Origin of the sequence: Pseudomonas sp. BF-R-19 (assembly GCF_019956445.1) — a bacterium.
GTDB classification, from domain to species: Bacteria; Pseudomonadota; Gammaproteobacteria; order Pseudomonadales; family Pseudomonadaceae; genus Aquipseudomonas; species Aquipseudomonas fluorescens_BH.
Genome location: NZ_JAHBDN010000102.1, coordinates 1 through 15,748 on the forward strand (window position 1 = coordinate 1; position 15,748 = coordinate 15,748).

The following is a 15,748-nucleotide window of genomic DNA, read 5'->3' on the forward strand; positions in this document are numbered from 1 at the left end:
CACGATCATCCTGTGCATGTAGATGAAAGGTGTGTTTTCCCAGATCGATGGCGGCAATAGCTACTTTGCTCATGGCAATGATCTCCGATAAGCCCCCTGTGAAAGCTTAGTGGGCGATCACAGGGGGCGGCGGGGGTAGCCATTTCATTAGGGGATCTCGGTGATTTCAAGATTGGGGTCACCTGGGCTAAGGTGATTGCAAAGCCCCGAACCATTGAGCCTCCATGTCCTTCCTGCCTCGCACCCACCCTCGCCTGTCCGCCGCCATCCTGCTGGGCATCGCGGTAGGCATTCTGGTTCCGGCCGATTCGCCGATCGGCAAGATCCTCATCGGCTGGAATGCCGGCGTCTGGATCTACCTGCTGCTGATGCTCTGGCTCACCGTGCGTTCGAAAGCGACTGACGTGAAACGCATCGCCGAAATCGAAGACGAAAACGCCGGGCTGGTGCTGGCGCTGGTGTGCATTGCGGCACTGGCCAGCCTGGCGACCATCACCTTCGAACTGGCCGGCAGCAAAGACCTGGAAACCACGCGCAAGCTTTTGCATTACGGCTTCACCGCCCTGACCGTCATCGGTTCTTGGCTGCTGATCGGGGTCATCTTCAGCCTGCATTACGCCCGGCTGTATTACATCTGGGATGGCAAGGAACCGGCACTGCGTTTTGCCGAAGGGCTGACGACCCCCGACTACTGGGACTTCCTGTACTTCTCGTTCACCATCGGCGTGGCGGTGCAAACCTCGGATGTCGGCGTCGCCACCCGGGGCATGCGCAAGATCGTGCTGGCGCAGTCGTTGATCGGTTTTCTGTTCAACACAGCCATTCTCGGGTTCTCGATCAATATTGCCGCAGGACTGTTCGGCTGATGACTGCACAAACGTTCTAGGCATAGCCCTCGGTGCGGGCGTTAAATAGTTCGGCAATCCGTCCCACAGGTGCAGCATGACGTCTCACAACTGGATCGACCTGGCCCAGGATGCCGACACCGGCATCGAGACCCTGCGCGCGCATTTCGAAGGCCACGCTTATGACCCGCACTGGCACGACAGTTATCTGGTGGGCGTCACCGAGCAAGGGGTCCAGCAATTCAATTGCCGACGAGCCAGGCACCAGAGCACACCGGGCAAGGTGTTTCTGCTCGAGCCCGGTGACATCCATGACGGCGAAGCGCCGACCGCCGACGGTTTTACCTACCGCATGCTGTACCTCGACCCGCAGTGGTTGCAGCGCGAACTCGGCGCCGTGTTCGATCATGCCCCCGACAACAGCCAGCTGAGCTTCGCCGCCACCCTGGCCAACGATGCGCGCCTGGCCCAGGCCACCAGCCTGGCGTTTGAAACCCTGCATCGCGGTGAACTGAAGATTGTCCGCCAGAGCGCCCTCGACGGTTTGCTCGAACGCCTGACCAGCCATTTGCACTGGCGCACCCGCGATGGCCAGGACCCGCGTCTGCCGCGGGTGGCGCAGAAAGCCCGGGAATACCTGCATGCCAACGCGCAATACGACATCGGCCTCGATCAACTGGCGGCCGTTACCGGCGTCGACCGCTTCCGCCTGACCCGCGCGTTCAAGGCTGCCTATGGCATGGCGCCCCACGCGTATCTGGTGCAATTGCGTCTGGCCACGGCGCGGCGGATGCTGGCCCGTGGCGAACAGCCGGCATCGGTGGCGATGGCGCTGGGCTTTGCCGACCAGAGCCATCTTGGACGCTGGTTCATGCGCGCCTACGGCCTGACGCCGGCGCTGTACCGCAAACGCTGCTCAAATCTTCCAGACAGGTAAGCCCGGGGATTGTGAAGATCGACTTCACTGATCTTCACCGGAGTTAGCCCGCGATGCTGCCCTCTTTCCCGACGTTACTGCCTTTCCTGCTGTTTGCCTTTGTGGCCTCGATCACCCCCGGCCCGACCAACATTCTGGTGCTGAGTAACAGCGCTCGATACGGCTTGGTCGCGGCGGTGCCGATCATCGTCGGCGCCTGTGCCAGCGCTGCGACCCTTGTGTTGCTGGTGGGCACGGGCATTGGTTCATCGTTGACCGCGTGGCCTGCCGTGCAAAGCGTCATGCAATGGGCCAGCGTAACGTGGCTGAGTTATCTGGCCTGGCAGATTTTCAGCGCCCCGGCGACGGCCATTGCTGCCCGCAACAGCGAAGCGCGCCTCGGATGGATGGGCGCCGCCAGCCTGCAACTGGTCAATCCGAAAACCTGGATGATGGCGCTGGCGGTAGTCAGCGTATTCGCCGGGAGTGGCGAGCATCGCGCAATGCAGGTGGTGTATTTGTCCCTGGTGTTTTTTCTGGTTTCCCTGCCATGTCTCGCGGTCTGGGCGATGCTCGGCGCTGGCTCAAGCCGCTGGTTGCGCTCACCCCGTGCCATGCAACGCTTCAATCGCTGCATGGCGCTGTTGCTGCTGGGTTCGGCATGGCTGAGCGTGTTGGTCTGACGGCCACTTGTCGCTCATTGTTCGACAATCAACCATCCGGGGCTTGACGGCGAATTGGTTTTTGGTGTCTTCTGAAACCGGTTTCAGTGCTGTCTCACGAAGCACTCGACCTTATAAATCCAATAAGAAGGTTTCAGACCGTGAACGATTTCTCCGCCGCCCAGCGCAGCCGCGTGACCATGCTCGACGTGGCCGAACACGCCAAGGTCTCCAAGGCCAGCGTTTCGCGGTTCATTGGCGATGATCGCGCCCTGCTCTCCGATGCCATTGCCCAGCGCATCGAACAGGCAATTGCCGAACTCGGCTATCGCCCGAACCAGATGGCCCGCGGTCTGAAACGCGGGCGCACCCGCCTGATCGGCATGCTGGTGGCCGATATCCGCAACCCTTATTCGATTGCCGTGATGCACGGGGTGGAAACCGCCTGCCGTCAGCACGGCTATAGCCTGGTGGTGTGCAACACCGACCGCAACGACGAGCAAGAGCGCCAGCACCTGGCCCTGCTGCGCTCGTACAACATCGAAGGCCTGATCGTGAACACCCTCGGTCATCATCGTGATGAATTGCACGAACTGCACCGGGAAATGCCCCTGGTACTGGTGGATCGCAAGGTGGAGCACCTTGAAAGCGATATGGTCGGGCTGAACAACCCGCAGGCCATCGACATGGCCCTTGACCACCTTGAAGAGCGCGGTTATTGCGATGTATTGCTGGTGACCGAGCCGTTTGATGGCACCAGTTCGCGGATCGAGCGGGTCAGCAGCTTCAAGGCGCAAATCGAGCAACGCCCGGCGCTTCGCGGCACGCACATCGAAACCGGCAGCGAACTGACCGCACAACTGAAAACCTTCTTCGACACGCCTGGCCCCGGCCCGAAGGCGCTGTTTTGCGCGAACGGGATTGCGGCGCTAGCCAGCACCCATGCGTTGCGTGAACTCAAGTGCAACCTGTTCGATGACGTGGGCTTGATCGCCCTCGATGACCTGGATTGGTACCCGTTGGTGGGCAGCGGCATTACCGCCCTCGCGCAGCCGACCACCGAGATGGGTGCCAGTGCGTTTGAGTGCCTGCTCAAGCGGTTGCGCGGGGATGACGGGGCGGTGCGGACGCTGGATTTTTCGGCGCGGCTGGTTGTGCGGGGGTCGACCCTTGGAGCTTCTCGGTGAATGTTCCGGCCTCTTCGCGGGCAAGCCCGCTCCCACAGGGGATTGGTGCCCTACACAAGATGTGCGTTCAACACCAATCACTGTGGGAGCGGCGGTGCGGCGATCCGACTTGCCCGCGAAGAGGCCCGAAAGAACAACACACCACTCCCTGATATTTTTTTGAACAAAAATGAAACCGGTTTCAGAGGTAGAAAAACAATGAACAAACCAGCCGTTTCCATCAGCCTTTCCAGCTACGGCGCCGACTTTGTGCGTCAACGCGGCCAAGGCAGCTTCATCGAGATTCTCGCCGCCGCCGGCGCCACGCGCATTGAGTGGCGCGAAGAGCTGCTGACCATCGAGGACCCCGCTCAACTGGCCGATGCCACTCAAGCAGAAGGCCTGCAGAGCGTGTATTCGTCGCCCATGGAGCTATGGCTGGCCGGGCAATCCAAACCCAATCCCGAACTGATCACGGCCCTGCAACGCGCGCAGGCGTTCGGCGCCAAATGGCTGAAGGTGTCGCTGGGCTATTTCACCGACAACAGCGATCTGCAAACCCTCGCCCGTGTGCTGGGCGAAAACGCCGTGCAGTTGCTGGTGGAAAACGACCAGACCCTGCACGGCGGCCGCATTGAACCCTTCCAGCGTTTTTTCGCGGAAGTCGAGCAGCACACGCTGCCGATCAAGATGACCTTCGATATCGGCAATTGGCACTGGCAAGACCAGTCCGCCGCCAGCGCCGCGCGCTTGCTCGGGCGTCACGTCGGTTATGTGCACTGCAAAGCGGTGACCCGCCGAGCCGACGGCAAACTGGTGGCCATCCCACCCGCTGCCAGCGATTTTCAACAGTGGGAACACCTGCTGCGGCACATGGCCCACGGCGTTATGCGAGCCGCGGAGTATCCGCTGCAAGGCGATGACCTGGTGCAACTGACCACCGAGCACGTCGCGGCCCTCGCCCACCTCGGCCAATCGCAGCTGGAGAGTGCTCATGTCTGAGATCGATATTCTGTCCTTCGGCGAGACCATGGCGATGTTCGTCGCCGAACAAGCGGGTGACCTGGCCAGCGTCGGCGCTTTCCACAAACGCATTGCCGGGGCTGACAGCAACGTCGCCATTGGCCTTTCCCGACTGGGCTTCAACGTGGCATGGCTGAGCCGTGTCGGTGCCGATTCGTTGGGCCGGTTCGTGGTCGACACCCTGGAAAAACAAGGCCTGGATTGCCGCCACGTCGACATCGACACTGCCCACCCGACCGGTTTTCAACTCAAGTCCCGCACCGACGATGGCAGCGATCCGGTGGTCGAGTACTTCCGCCGTGGTTCGGCGGCCAGCCACCTGTCGCCGCACTCGATCGTGCCCGAATTGCTCAAGGCTCGACACCTGCACGCCACCGGCATTCCCCCGGCGCTGTCGGAGTCGGCGCGGCAGATGTCGTTCGAGTTGATGACCCGCATGCGCGAGGCCGGGCGCGGTGTGTCCTTCGACCCAAACCTGCGCCCGAGCCTGTGGGCCAGCGAACGACAAATGATCACCGAGATCAACCGCCTCGCCGCCCTCGCCCATTGGGTCCTGCCGGGGTTGAGCGAAGGTCGCTTGTTGACCGGGTTCGAAGACCCGGCCGACATCGCCGCCTTTTACCTCGACCAGGGCGCCGAAGCCGTGGCGATCAAGCTTGGCCCACACGGGGCTTACTACCGTACACAGCTTGATCAAGGTTTCGTGGCTGGCGTACCGGTGGCAACGGTGGTCGATACGGTGGGTGCCGGCGATGGTTTTGCCGTCGGCATGATCAGCGCGCTGTTGGAAAACCAAAGCGTTATCGAGGCCGTGAAACGCGCCAACTGGATTGGCAGCCGGGCGGTGCAGAGCCGGGGGGATATGGAGGGGTTGCCGACCCGATCCGAAATGGTCAGCGAATTTGAGGCTGCCATCGCGAGCAAGCTCGCTCCCACAGGGGATATGTGTCGAACCTAGATCCCTTGTGGGAGCGGGCTTGCTCGCGAAGAGGCCCGTGCAGTCACTGAAGATTTAAACCGTTACCTGCTGCGACAAAAACAACAAGCTCAGGAGCACCACTATGAAAACCGCAACGCTCGCCACCCGCCGCTGGTGGTACATCATGCCCATCGTGTTCATCACCTATAGCCTGGCGTATCTGGATCGCGCCAACTATGGGTTCGCCGCCGCGTCCGGCATGGCGGCGGACCTGATGATCACGCCAGGCCTGTCGTCGATGCTCGGCGCGCTGTTCTTCCTCGGCTACTTTTTCTTCCAGGTACCCGGCGCGATCTACGCGCAGAAACACAGTGTGAAGAAGCTGATTTTCGTCAGTCTGATCCTCTGGGGCAGCCTGGCGACGTTGACCGGGATTGTCTCCAATGCCTACTGGCTGATCGTCATCCGCTTCATGCTCGGCGTGGTCGAAGCCGCAGTGATGCCGGCGATGCTGATCTACCTGTGCCACTGGTTCACCCGCGCCGAACGCTCGCGGGCCAACACCTTCCTGATCCTCGGCAACCCGGTGACCATGCTGTGGATGTCGGTGGTCTCGGGCTATCTGGTGCAGCATTACAGCTGGCGCTGGATGTTCATCGTCGAAGGCTTGCCAGCGGTGTTGTGGGCATTCATCTGGTGGCGTCTGGCCGATGATCGTCCATCACAAGCCAAGTGGCTCAACGATCAGGAAAAACAGGACCTGGAAAGCGCACTGGCCGCCGAACAGGTCGGCATCAAGGCCGTGAAGAACTACGCCGAAGCGTTCCGCTCACCCAAAGTGATCATCCTGGCCCTGCAGTTTTTCTGCTGGAGCATTGGCGTGTACGGCTTCGTGTTGTGGCTGCCGTCGATCCTCAAGGCCGGCGCGCAGATGGACATGGTCCAGGCCGGCTGGCTGTCGGCGCTGCCGTACCTGGCGGCGGTGATCGGCATGCTGCTGGTGTCCTGGGGTTCGGACAAGTTGCAAAAACGTAAACGTTTCGTCTGGCCGCCTCTGCTGATTGCCTCGATTGCCTTCTATGGTTCCTACGCCTTGGGTGCCGAACACTTCTGGTGGTCCTACACCCTGCTGGTGATTGCCGGCGCCTGCATGTACGCGCCTTACGGACCGTTCTTCGCAATCATTCCGGAGATCCTCCCGGCCAATGTCGCGGGCGGCGCCATGGCGCTGATCAACAGCATGGGCGCCCTCGGTTCCTTTGGCGGTTCCTATCTGGTCGGTTACCTGAACAGCTCCACCGGCTCGCCCGGCGCCTCGTACCTGTTGATGAGCGGCGCACTGATGTTCTCGGTATTGCTGACCATTTGCCTCAAGCCCGGCGCCAGCGATCGGGAGCGGCCCATGGCCACAGTAACGCGCACTGCCACGGCACATTCCTGAATTGAAGTTGAGATCTCAAAGATGAAAAAGCAGGTCGTCCTGTACAAGAAACTCTCGCCGCTGCTGATGGCTCGTCTGCACGAGCAGACCGAAGTGACGCTGATCGAAAACCTTGATGCCCAGGGCCTGGCCAAACTGCGCGATGCCCTGCCCCGCGCCCAAGGTTTGCTGGGTGCCAGCCTGAAGCTGAATGCGGAACTGCTCGATCTGGCACCCAACCTTCAAGCCATTGCCAGCGTCTCGGTGGGAGTCGATAACTACGACATCGACTACCTGACCGAGCGGCGCATCCTGCTCAGCAACACGCCGGATGTATTGACCGAAACCACCGCCGACACCGGTTTCGCGCTGATCCTGGCAACGGCCCGGCGCGTGGTGGAATTGGCAAACATGATTCGCGAAGGCAATTGGACCCGCAACATCGGCCCCACGCATTTCGGCAGCGACGTGCACGGTAAAACCCTGGGCATCATTGGCATGGGCCGCATTGGTGAGGCCCTCGCGCAGCGCGGGCATTTCGGGTTTGGCATGCCGGTGATTTATCACAGCCAGTCACCGAAACCGGCGGTGGAACAGCGGTTCAATGCGCACTATCGAAGCCTGCCGGAGCTGTTGCAACAGGCCGATTTCGTTTGCCTGACGTTGCCGCTGACCACTGAAACCGAAGGGCTGATCGGCGCAGAACAGTTCGCCCTGATGCGTCCCGAGACCATCTTCATCAATATTTCACGGGGCAAGGTAGTGGACGAAGCAGCACTGATCGAAGCCTTGCGTGCGGGCCAGATTCGCGCGGCGGGGCTGGATGTATTCGAACGCGAACCGTTGAATCAGGACTCGCCGTTGTTGCAGTTGAACAACGTGGTGGCAACACCGCACATCGGCTCGGCCACCCATGAAACTCGGGAGGCCATGGCCAGATGCGCGGTGGACAACCTGTTGGCGGCGCTGGCGGGTGAACGGCCGGCCAATTTAGTCAACGCTCAAGCGTGGAGGGCTTGAGGGATTAGATGTTTTACAGATAGCTTTCGCGAGCAGGCTCGCTCCCACATTGGAGTGCGTACTCCTGTAGGAGCGAGCTTGCTCCGGGCGGCGTTCCGACGATATGCAACACAACGACCTCAGGCCCGCCGCACCTCCAGCAAGTCCGTCGCACACAAGGCAATCCGCTGGCATGCATCAGCCAGCTTCATCTGATCCACCACCAACCCGATGCGGATATGCCCTGCCGCACTCGGCCCGAAGGCTTCACCGGCCAGTACCGACACGCCATAGTCTTCCAGCAGTCGTTCGGCGAAGCGCTGGGCCGACAAACCGGTCTGCCCTACATCGACCATCACGAACATCCCGCCATCCGGGCGAATCGGCCTGAGGCCCGGACACTGGCCCAGACTTGCACACACCAGGTCTCGGCGCTGGCGATACTCTTCGCGCATCGAGGCCACTTCCGGCAGGTCCCGGTCCAGCGCCAACTGCGCAGCGTTCTGCACGAAATCCGGAATGCCGAACAACATGCTCAGCGACAAATTGACCAGGTGCCCGGCCATGGGTTTGGGCCCGATCACCCAACCCACCCGCCAACCGCTCATGGCATGGGACTTGGACAGGCTGTTGATCGTCGCCGTACGTTCGGCCATGCCCGGCAGACTCGCCGGGCTGATGTGCTCACCCTCGTACAGCAGATCGCTGTAGACCTCATCGCTGATCAGCCACAAATCGTGGCGAATGCACAGCGCCGCCAGCTCCTGCCAGATCGGCAACGACAGACTGGCGCCGGATGGATTGTTCGGACTGTTGAGCAAGATGGCGCGTGTTTTTGCCGTGATCCGTGCCGCGACATCCGCCGGGTCAACGCGAAACCCGTTCTGCGGGCACACGGGCACCGGGACCACTGTGGCCGCGCAAGCGCCGATCACGCCCTCATACGTCACATACATCGGCTCGGCGACTATCACTTCATCGCCCGGATCGAGCAGGCATTGCGCCACCGAATACACCGCGCACTGCGCACCCGGAAAGACGATCACATGCTCGTCATCCACCACCTGGCCACTGCGTTGCCGGTGCCGGCGGGCGATGCTGTCGCGCAGCCCTCGACTGCCGCGCACTTCAGGATAGTGCGTATCACCGGCCAACAGGCTGGCGATGGCGGCCTGGACGATGGGTTGCGGCGTATCGAAATCGGGATCGCCAATTGACAGCAGCAGGACGTCGACGCCCTGTTCGCGCAATTGCAGCGCTCGATCGTGAATCTGCCAGGCCGCCGCTCCGTCACCGGCGATTCGTTGGGTCAAGGCTGAATAGCGCATGTCGGTCTCCTGTCGCGCGGGTGCTCCCAGCCACAACCCTATCTCAAATCACGAAGTGCGCCACCATGGCGTTCAAATCCACCGCCAAAACGGCCATCGGGGCTTTTATGAAAAAACCTCAGCCGCAGCGAACGGCCATCCGCCAGACACGAGCGATATCGGTCGCCCGCTCACGTAGCAAGCGCGGCGCCTCGGCACAGGCCTGGTCCAGGGTCATCGGCCCGCTTGCCAGGGCAAACGCAGCGTCGACACCATGCTCATAAAGCGCCTGATAACCGTCGCCCAGGGTGCCGGCGATGACGATGACCGGCACGCCGTGTTCCCGGGCGACCCGCGCCACACCAAACGGCGTCTTGCCGCGCAGGGTTTGCGCATCGAAACGCCCTTCACCGGTAATCACCAGATCGGCCCCTGCAACGGCGTCGGCCAGGCCCACTAGTTCGGCAACCACCTCGACCCCGGCCTTGAATTGCGCACCGAGGAACGCCTTGGCGGCAAACCCCAGGCCACCCGCCGCGCCACTGCCCGGTTCGTCGCGCACGTCATTGTTCAAGACAGTCGCGCAATGGTCGGCAAAGTGCCCCAGGGCACGGTCCAGTTGTTCGACCTGCACGGGCGAGGCGCCTTTTTGCGGGCCGAAGATCGCCGAGGCGCCGTGGGGGCCGCACAGCGGGTTGTTGACGTCGGCGGCGATGTCGAAGCGCACCTGGGCCAGACGCGGATCAATCTCGCTCAGATCGACGCGGGCCAACTGCGCAAGGGCGAGGCCGCCCGGTGACAGCGTCTGCCCCTGGGCGTCGAGCAATTTCACGCCCAAGGCCTGCATGGCACCGGCACCGCCGTCATTGGTCGCACTGCCGCCAATCGCCAGGATCACCCGTTGCGCACCGGCATCCAGCGCGGCGCGGATCAATTGCCCGGTACCGAAGGTGCTGCTGATGCACGCATCCCGTTGCGCCACCGGGACCAATTGCAAACCGCTGGCCTCGGCCATTTCGATGATCGCGGTGTGGCTCTGCGGCAACCAGCCCCAGGCGGCTTCCACCGTGGCCCCCAGCGGCCCGCGAACCAGGCTGCGGCGCTGCTGGCCTTCGCGCGCGGCCAGGATCGACTCGACCGTCCCCTCCCCGCCGTCGGCCATCGGGCATTTGATCAGTTGGGCATCGGGCCAGACCTGCGCCAATCCCAATGCAATGGCATCGGCCACGCCTTGAGCGCTGAGGCTGTCCTTGAACGAGTCGGGGGCGATCACGATTTTCATGGGAATTCTCCAGTTCCAATGCCCACATGCTGCCAGCCGCCATGAACAATAACGCCGGTCCGCTGCACAAGCGGTGTTGAGGATTATTGTTCATTTCCACAAAGCCGGCGGGAGCGGCATCGTCCACAAATCTGTGCACCACCACAAATAACTGTGGGAGCGGGCTTGCTCGCGAAAGCGGTGGGTCAAACAACATTGATGTTGCTGATACTCCGCCTTCGCGAGCAAGCCCGCTCCCACAAGGAATGTGTATGGTTCATGGGTTCGCGTCTGTCTGGGGCAGCAGTTGCACGCCCAAATACAATGCCAGCATGCCGTCCAGTCGCAACGGATCAACCCCGCTCAGTTCGGCAATCCGCTCCATCCGGTAGCGCAGGCTGTTGCGATGGATGCCCAACGCATCGGCGCAGGCCTGGCTCTGGCCGTCGTGTTCGCACCAGCTGCGCAGGGTTGCCAGCAACTGGCCGTTGTTGTCCTTGGCAATGACCTTGCGCAGCGGATTGAGCAATTCGTCGAGGGCGTCGTCGTTGCGGTGGCGCCAGAGCATCACCGGTAGCCGATAGCGGTTCAGCGTCAGCAATCGGGAGCGCGGCAACACCTCGCGCCCGTAGGCCAGCAAGTCACCGACCCGGCGATAGCAGCGACGCAAGCCCGAAAGTCCATCGGCCTGCCCACCCACGGCAATGCGCAGGATGTTCCAGCCCAGGCCGTCGAGTTTGTCCAGCAAGCGCTCGTTCTCGACCGTCTGGCTCGCCGGCCGGCACCAGAGCAACGAGGTCTTGGCCGAGCTCACGCACCAACTGTCGGGATGACGGGTGGTCAACCAGGCGCTGAGTGCTTCGACGGTTTGCCCTGGCGCGTGTTCCAGGCCCAGTTCGAACAGGTACGGCATCCGGGTCATCTGTGGTTTGAGGCCCAGCTGCGCCGCTTCATCGACCAGTCGCGGAGAATCTCCGGCTTCGCTGAGCAACAACGCCAGCAGATCATCGCAGCGCTGGCGCCGCCATTGCTGTTCGGCCTGCTGGTTGCGCTGGCCCACCAGCATTTCGGCGGTCATGCGCACCAGTTCGGCGTAAGTGCGCAGTTGCTCGGGTTCGCCGGTGATGCCCAGTACGCCAATCAGGCGCTGGTCGAGCATCAGCGGCAGGTTGATGCCCGGCTGCACGCCCTTGAGATGAATCGCCGTCTGCGCATCGATCTCCACTACCCGGCCATTGGCCAGGACCAGTTGCGCGCCTTCATGCCGGGTGTTGACCCGCTCCGGCTCGCCGCTGCCCAGGATCAAGCCCTGGCTGTCCATGACGTTGACGTTGTACGGCAGGATAGCCATCGCCCGGTCGACGATGTCCTGGGCCAGGTCGTGATCGAGTTCGAACATGCAAGTGATCCTTGAAGACAGTGATGGAACGGGTTGTTCACCCGCACAGGCCTTGGTTGCAAACCCTGTGCTCAGGCACAAAGACAGCCACCCTGAGGGTGGTCGAGACTCTCTGGGCGATCAACGTTACCCTTTGCATCGCAAAAAATCATAATAAAGAGAGAGCCGCCATGACACAGAGCGCCGTAGCGTCCGACGCCATCGCTGACGACAAAAACGCCGTCTACAAGCGCATTACCCTGCGCTTGATCCCCTTCATTTTCATCTGCTACCTGTTCAACTACCTCGACCGGGTAAACGTTGGGTTTGCCAAACTGCAGATGCTCGACGCGCTGAAATTCAGCGAAACCGTGTACGGCCTCGGCGCCGGCATTTTCTTTATCGGCTACGTACTGTGCGGCGTGCCAAGCAACCTGGCCCTGACCAGATTCGGTCCACGGCGCTGGATCGCGCTGATGATGATCACCTGGGGCACGCTGTCGACCTGTCTGCTGTTCGTCACCACGCCGACCGAGTTCTATACCCTGCGCCTGTTCACCGGCGCGGCCGAAGCCGGGTTCTTCCCGGGCGTTGTGTTGTACCTCTCGCAGTGGTTCCCGACCTTCCGCCGTGGCCGCATCATGGCGCTGTTCATGTCGGCGATCCCGGTCTCCGGCCTGCTCGGCAGTCCGTTCTCCGGCTGGATTCTCAACCACTTCGCCGCAGGGCAAGGCGGTCTCGCCGGCTGGCAGTGGATGTTCCTGCTGCAAGGCATTCCCACCGTCATCCTCGGTGCGCTGGCTTATTTCCTGCTCAGCGACAGCTACGCCAACGCCAAGTGGCTGACCCCCTTCGAGCGCTCGGTGCTGGAAGCCGACCACGCCGAAGATCTGGCGAACAAGCCGAAAACCACGACCGATTCGCTGCTGGCGGTGTTCAAGAACCCGGCGATCTGGGCTTTCGGCCTGATCTACTTCTGCATCCAGAGTGGCGTCTATGCGATCAACTTCTGGCTGCCATCGATCATCAAGAACCTGGGCTTCAGCGATAACCTGGTGATCGGCTGGCTCAGTGCGATTCCGTACCTGCTGGCTGCGGTGTTCATGCTGATGGTCGGCCGTTCGGCGGACCTGCGCCAGGAACGTCGCTGGCATTTGGTGGTGCCGATGCTGATGGGCGCGCTGGGGCTGCTGATTGCGGTGAACTTCGCCGCCAACCCGGCCATCGCGATTCTCGGCCTGACCATCGCCACCATGGGCGCCCTCACCGGCCTGCCGATGTTCTGGCCAGTGCCGACCGCCCTGCTCAGTGCGGGTGCCGCGGCTGGCGGCCTGGCGCTGATCAACTCGATGGGACAGATGGCCGGCTTCCTCAGCCCGTACCTGGTGGGTTGGGTCAAGGACAGCACCGGCTCGACCGATGCGGCGCTGTATCTGCTGGCGGGCGTGATTGTCTGCGGCAGTTTGCTGGCGTTGCGCATGACCCGTACCTTGCGCGCCTAAGCAGCGCAAATCCCCCTGTGGGAGCGGGCTTGCTCGCGAAGGCGGTGTATCAGACGACATTTACGTTGACTGACATTCCGCCATCGCGAGCAAGCTCGCTCCCACAGTTTGATCTGCGGTGTTCGATATTTCTGTTTGATCCATGCGACTGTTCTGGTATCTGATTGAGCCTTTCCCACTGGTAAAAGGATTTGCTCATGAGCTACCGCACGCTGGGTCATTCGGGTCTGCAGGTGTCCACCCTGACCCTGGGCACCATGATGTTCGGCGAACAGACCAGCGCCGAAGATTCCCTGCGAATCATCGACAAGGCCTGGGACCAGAGCATCAATTTCATCGACACCGCCGACGTCTACACCAACGGCCGTTCCGAGGAAATCGTCGGCGAGGCCATCGCCAGCCGCCGCCATGAATGGGTGCTGGCCACCAAGGTCGGCTTCGGTCCCGTGGACGGCGTGCCCAACCGCAGCGGCCTGAGCCGCAAGCATCTGTTCAACGGCATCGATGCCAGCCTGACGCGCCTGGGCACCGACTACCTCGACATCTATTACCTGCACCGCGAAGACCACAATACGCCGCTGGAGGTCACGGTATCAGCCATCGGCGACTTGATCCGCCAGGGCAAAATCCGCTATTGGGGTCTGTCCAACTACCGTGGCTGGCGCATCGCCGAAGTCATCCGCGTGGCCGACAAGCTTGGCGTTGACCGGCCGGTGATCAGCCAGCCGCTGTACAACATCGTCAACCGCCAGGCTGAAAGCGAGCAGATCACCGCGGCGCAAAACTACGGTCTGGGCGTGGTGCCCTACAGCCCGCTGGCGCGCGGGGTGCTCAGCGGCAAATACGCGCCGGATGTGCAACCCGACGCCAACAGCCGTGCCGGACGCCAGGACAAACGCATCCTGGAAACCGAATGGCGCGTCGAGTCCCTGCGCATCGCCCAGCAAATCCAGCGATACACCCAGGAACGCGGTGTGGGCATCGTCGAGTTCGCGATTGCCTGGGTGTTGAACAACAGCGCCGTTACCTCGGCCATTGTCGGGCCGCGTACCGAAGCGCAGTGGGACGCCTACACTAAGGCGCAGGCGGTGAAGATCACGGCCGAGGATGAGGCGTTCATCGATTCGCTGGTGACACCGGGACATGCGTCGACACCGGGGTTCAATGATGTGAGCCATTTTGTGGCGGGGCGTACACCGCGCAATAACTGAAGAAATAGAAAACCAATGTGGGAGCGGGCTTGCTCGCGAAGGCGGCTTAACATTCAACGTTGATGTTGGCTGGAAAATCGCTTTCGCGAGCAAGCCCGCTCCCACAGGGTCCGTGTTGATTGATCGGTCAATATTCGTCTGGAAAACCACGTATTCTCTGCGCCCGTTTCACTCTCAAAATCACGCGAGGACAGCTTGTCTAAAGGTATCGCTCTATCGGTTTCAGCCTCGGTGCTGTTTGCCGTCATGTATTACTACACGTCGCTGCTCTCCCCCTTGAGCGGCGTGGAAATCTTCGGTTGGCGCATGCTGCTGACCGTCCCGTGCATGACCGTGTTCATGGTGGTGTCCGGGGAGTGGAAGCGCGTGCTGGAGATTGTTCGGCGCGCCATGGCCAATCCGAAACTTGCGGGCGCGCTGATCGCCTCCTCTGCCCTGCTCGGCGTGCAATTGTGGCTGTTCATGTGGGCACCGCTGAACGGCTATAGCCTCGACGTTTCACTCGGCTATTTCCTGTTACCGCTGACCATGGTCTTGACCGGTCGCCTGGCCTACGGCGAACGCCTTTCCTATCTGCAAAAAATCGCCGTGGTGTTCGCCTGCCTGGGCGTGATCAACGAGGTGTATCAGGTCGGTGGTTTTTCCTGGGCGACCTTGCTGGTCTGCATTGGTTATCCAACCTACTTCATCCTGCGCAAACGGCTGGCGGCGGACAACCTCGGCGGGTTATGGCTGGATATGGCATTGACGCTGCCGGTGGCCTTCTGGTTCGTGCAGAGCGGCGCGCAAGGTTTCGGTGTGTTTGACCAGCATCCATGGTTGTCGCTGTTGATCCCGATGCTCGGCGTGATCAGCGCATCGGCACTGGTGATCTACATCATTGCCAGTCGCCTGCTGCCGTTCAGCCTGTTCGGCTTGTTGAGCTACGTCGAACCGGTGTTGCTGCTGGGCGTGGCGTTGCTGCTGGGAGAAAGCATCAAGGCCGGCGAATGGTTGACCTACATCCCGATCTGGATGGCGGTGCTGGTATTGATGTTTGAAGGGTTCAAGCATCTGGTGCGGCAACGGCGACCTTAAGTCCACGCAAAACAAATGTGGGAGCGGGCTTGCTCGCGAAGGCGGTGTGTCAGTCCGCATAG

Annotated in this window: 14 protein-coding genes; 11 read left to right on the forward strand and 3 right to left on the reverse strand. The window is 61.6% G+C overall.

The genetic code is table 11. The features are described from left to right. Positions 1–224 precede the first annotated feature (224 nt). From KGB28_RS27680 to KGB28_RS27715, 8 genes are all read left to right on the forward strand, one after another. On the forward strand, positions 225–866 hold the full coding sequence (locus tag KGB28_RS27680; protein WP_223448711.1) for a DUF1345 domain-containing protein: 642 nt from the start codon (positions 225–227) through the stop codon (positions 864–866). A 76-nt stretch (positions 867–942) separates the two neighbouring features. Then, complete coding sequence (locus tag KGB28_RS27685; protein WP_223448712.1) at positions 943–1,782, forward strand: AraC family transcriptional regulator; 840 nt, start codon at positions 943–945, stop codon at positions 1,780–1,782. Between the two features lie 53 nt (positions 1,783–1,835). Next, a complete protein-coding gene (locus KGB28_RS27690) occupies positions 1,836–2,444 on the forward strand; it encodes a LysE family translocator (protein WP_223448713.1) in 609 nt (202 codons plus the stop codon). 140 nt (positions 2,445–2,584) lie between these two features. Then, a complete protein-coding gene (locus KGB28_RS27695; RefSeq protein ID WP_317853322.1) occupies positions 2,585–3,610 on the forward strand; it encodes a LacI family DNA-binding transcriptional regulator in 1,026 nt (341 codons plus the stop codon). A gap of 198 nt (positions 3,611–3,808) precedes the next feature. Continuing rightward, on the forward strand, positions 3,809–4,591 hold the full coding sequence (locus KGB28_RS27700; RefSeq protein ID WP_223448714.1) for a sugar phosphate isomerase/epimerase family protein: 783 nt from the start codon (positions 3,809–3,811) through the stop codon (positions 4,589–4,591). After that, positions 4,584–5,570 (forward strand): sugar kinase, encoded by a 987-nt coding sequence (locus KGB28_RS27705; RefSeq protein ID WP_223448715.1) that lies wholly within the window; start codon positions 4,584–4,586, stop codon positions 5,568–5,570. Before KGB28_RS27700 ends, KGB28_RS27705 begins: the two co-directional genes overlap by 8 nt. A 103-nt stretch (positions 5,571–5,673) precedes the next feature. Beyond that, entirely contained in the window at positions 5,674–6,972 is a 1,299-nt protein-coding gene (locus KGB28_RS27710) for an MFS transporter (RefSeq protein ID WP_150723708.1), read from the forward strand. Between the two features lie 21 nt (positions 6,973–6,993). Continuing rightward, a complete protein-coding gene (locus KGB28_RS27715) occupies positions 6,994–7,971 on the forward strand; it encodes a 2-hydroxyacid dehydrogenase (protein ID WP_223448716.1) in 978 nt (325 codons plus the stop codon). Positions 7,972–8,090: 119 nt separating this feature from the next. Here the strand turns inward: KGB28_RS27715 and KGB28_RS27720 are convergent, their stop codons facing one another. From KGB28_RS27720 to KGB28_RS27730, 3 genes are all read right to left on the reverse strand, one after another. Continuing rightward, positions 8,091–9,278 (reverse strand): pyridoxal phosphate-dependent aminotransferase, encoded by a 1,188-nt coding sequence (locus KGB28_RS27720; protein ID WP_223448717.1) that lies wholly within the window; start codon positions 9,276–9,278, stop codon positions 8,091–8,093. A 118-nt stretch (positions 9,279–9,396) separates the two neighbouring features. Further along, on the reverse strand, positions 9,397–10,539 hold the full coding sequence (locus KGB28_RS27725; protein ID WP_223448718.1) for a glycerate kinase: 1,143 nt from the start codon (positions 10,537–10,539) through the stop codon (positions 9,397–9,399). Between the two features lie 256 nt (positions 10,540–10,795). After that, positions 10,796–11,917 (reverse strand): sugar diacid recognition domain-containing protein, encoded by a 1,122-nt coding sequence (locus tag KGB28_RS27730; RefSeq protein ID WP_223448719.1) that lies wholly within the window; start codon positions 11,915–11,917, stop codon positions 10,796–10,798. 170 nt (positions 11,918–12,087) lie between these two features. On the opposite strand from KGB28_RS27730, the gene KGB28_RS27735 reads away from it, so the two are divergent. The 3 genes from KGB28_RS27735 to rarD all read left to right on the forward strand — a co-directional run bounded on the left by KGB28_RS27735 (position 12,088) and on the right by rarD (position 15,686). Continuing rightward, positions 12,088–13,398: an MFS transporter gene (locus KGB28_RS27735; RefSeq protein WP_150753539.1), complete on the forward strand. Its 1,311-nt coding sequence runs from the start codon at positions 12,088–12,090 to the stop codon at positions 13,396–13,398. 197 nt (positions 13,399–13,595) lie between these two features. Beyond that, on the forward strand, positions 13,596–14,609 hold the full coding sequence (locus KGB28_RS27740; RefSeq protein ID WP_223448720.1) for an aldo/keto reductase: 1,014 nt from the start codon (positions 13,596–13,598) through the stop codon (positions 14,607–14,609). A 195-nt stretch (positions 14,610–14,804) separates the two neighbouring features. Next, on the forward strand, positions 14,805–15,686 hold the full coding sequence (gene rarD / locus KGB28_RS27745) for an EamA family transporter RarD (protein ID WP_150757029.1): 882 nt from the start codon (positions 14,805–14,807) through the stop codon (positions 15,684–15,686). The last annotated feature ends 62 nt before the right edge of the window (positions 15,687–15,748 follow it).

Bases quoted from the DNA above. Each gene is read 5' to 3' on its own strand.
- KGB28_RS27710 (WP_150723708.1), top strand. From the start codon at position 5,674: ATGAAAACCGCAACGCTCGCCACCCGCCGCTGGTGGTACATCATGCCC.
- KGB28_RS27740 (WP_223448720.1), top strand. From the start codon at position 13,596: ATGAGCTACCGCACGCTGGGTCATTCGGGTCTGCAGGTGTCCACCCTG.
- KGB28_RS27685 (WP_223448712.1), top strand. From the start codon at position 943: ATGACGTCTCACAACTGGATCGACCTGGCCCAGGATGCCGACACCGGC.
- KGB28_RS27715 (WP_223448716.1), top strand. From the start codon at position 6,994: ATGAAAAAGCAGGTCGTCCTGTACAAGAAACTCTCGCCGCTGCTGATG.
- KGB28_RS27725 (WP_223448718.1), bottom strand. From the start codon at position 10,539: ATGAAAATCGTGATCGCCCCCGACTCGTTCAAGGACAGCCTCAGCGCT.
- KGB28_RS27700 (WP_223448714.1), top strand. From the start codon at position 3,809: ATGAACAAACCAGCCGTTTCCATCAGCCTTTCCAGCTACGGCGCCGAC.
- KGB28_RS27735 (WP_150753539.1), top strand. From the start codon at position 12,088: ATGACACAGAGCGCCGTAGCGTCCGACGCCATCGCTGACGACAAAAAC.
- KGB28_RS27730 (WP_223448719.1), bottom strand. From the start codon at position 11,917: ATGTTCGAACTCGATCACGACCTGGCCCAGGACATCGTCGACCGGGCG.
- KGB28_RS27690 (WP_223448713.1), top strand. From the start codon at position 1,836: ATGCTGCCCTCTTTCCCGACGTTACTGCCTTTCCTGCTGTTTGCCTTT.
- KGB28_RS27705 (WP_223448715.1), top strand. From the start codon at position 4,584: ATGTCTGAGATCGATATTCTGTCCTTCGGCGAGACCATGGCGATGTTC.
- KGB28_RS27680 (WP_223448711.1), top strand. From the start codon at position 225: ATGTCCTTCCTGCCTCGCACCCACCCTCGCCTGTCCGCCGCCATCCTG.
- KGB28_RS27720 (WP_223448717.1), bottom strand. From the start codon at position 9,278: ATGCGCTATTCAGCCTTGACCCAACGAATCGCCGGTGACGGAGCGGCG.